This is a genomic window from Pseudorhodobacter sp. (assembly GCF_030452865.1).
Lineage (GTDB): Bacteria > Pseudomonadota > Alphaproteobacteria > Rhodobacterales > Rhodobacteraceae > Pseudorhodobacter.
On the sequence record NZ_JAKDLJ010000584.1, the window covers coordinates 1 to 1,599 of the forward strand.

General features: G+C 62.1%; 1 protein-coding gene and 1 pseudogene. Both read left to right on the plus strand.

The features are described from left to right. Positions 1-206: pseudogene (locus L0H65_RS19690) on the plus strand (D-glycerate dehydrogenase); the annotation flags it as partial. A gap of 124 nt (positions 207-330) precedes the next feature. Further along, positions 331-1,530, plus strand: a complete 1,200-nt coding sequence (locus L0H65_RS19695) for an IS256 family transposase (protein ID WP_301460874.1) — start codon at positions 331-333, stop codon at positions 1,528-1,530. The last annotated feature ends 69 nt before the right edge of the window (positions 1,531-1,599 follow it).

Genomic DNA, 1,599 nt, shown 5'->3' on the forward strand with positions numbered 1-1,599 from the left:
TCGGCGGTGCCGGCCTCGACGTGTTTGAACACGGCCACGAGGTCAACCCCCGGCTGCGGGAGCTTCCCAACGTCGTCCTGCTGCCCCACATGGGCTCCGCCACGCTGGAGGGCCGGATAGAGATGGGCGAGAAGGTCATCATCAACATCAAAACCTTCGCCGACGGCCACCGCCCCCCGGATCAGGTGCTGCCGGGGATGTTGTGAAGGGGGGGTGTCCTACTCCTCGGATCGTGCCCCGGGGCGTGGTGTAGCTTCTGGCTGAGGTGGTCACCGGCGATAATCCGGTAAGGTCTGGTTGTTAACGCCAACCTGAACCGGAGAACCACCAATGACCTACGACATGATGAACCTACGCGCGCTCGTCGAGAAGACCCCTGATGCGGATTTGCTGCGCGAGATGATCGGCTTTGCCGCCGAGCGGCTGATGGAGTTGGAGGTCGGCGCTGCAACTGGCGCAGCCTACGGCGAGAAGAACCCGATGCGCTTGTCGCAACGGAATGGTTACCGTGATCGGGACTGGGAGACGCGGGCGGGCACCGTCGAGCTGCGCATCCCGAAGCTGCGTAAGGGCACCTACTTTCCCGGTTTTCTCGAGCCGCGCCGGATGGCCGAGAAGGCACTGACGGCGGTGATCCAAGAGGCTTACATTCAAGGCATCTCCACGCGCTCGGTCGACGATCTGGTCAAGGCGATGGGGATGAGCGGCATCTCCAAGAGCCAGGTCTCGCGGCTCTGCAGCGAGATCGACGGCAAGGTGAAGGCCTTTCTCGACCGACCGATTGAGGGCGACTGGCCTTACCTGTGGATCGACGCCACTTACCTCAAGGTCCGACGCGGTGGTCGGATCGTCTCTGTCGCTGTCATCATCGCTGTGGGCGTCAACATGGATGGCCGCCGCGAGGTTCTGGGCATGGAAATAGGAACATCCGAGGCAGAGCCAATCTGGACCGAGTTTCTGCGCAAGCTGACCCGACGCGGCCTGCGGGGCGTGAAGCTGGTCATCTCGGATGCACATGAAGGCATCAAGGCGGCGGTGACGAAGGTACTCTGCGCCACATGGCAGCGCTGTCGCGTTCACTTCCAGCGCAATGTTCTTGCCCACGCCGGAAAGAGCGGCAGGCGGGTTGTCTCGGCCTTTATCGCCACAGCCTTCGCTCAGGACACCGCAGAGGCAGCCAGCACCCAATGGCGTGCCGTCGCCGACCAGATCCGCCCCAAGGTTCCGAAGCTGGCAAATATCATGGACGACGCCGAACATGATGTGCTGGCCTACATGACCTTCCCGAAGGAACATCGTGCCAAGCTGCACTCAACGAATCCAATTGAACGCCTGAACGGCGAGATCAAGCGCCGCACCGATGTCGTTGGTATCTTCCCCAACGACGACGCGATCATCCGGCTGGTGGGAGCGCTGCTTCTCGAACAGAACGATGAATGGGCCGTTCAGAGGGCGCGATACATGACGCTGGAAACCATGGCTCCTTTGAGCGATGATGCCATCGTCAGCTTGCCCGTCGTGGCGCGCTGATCGAGCAGGCCCGCGCCGGATGTCACGGTGACCCTCGAGGCCAGCTACACCACCTAGTGGGACACGATC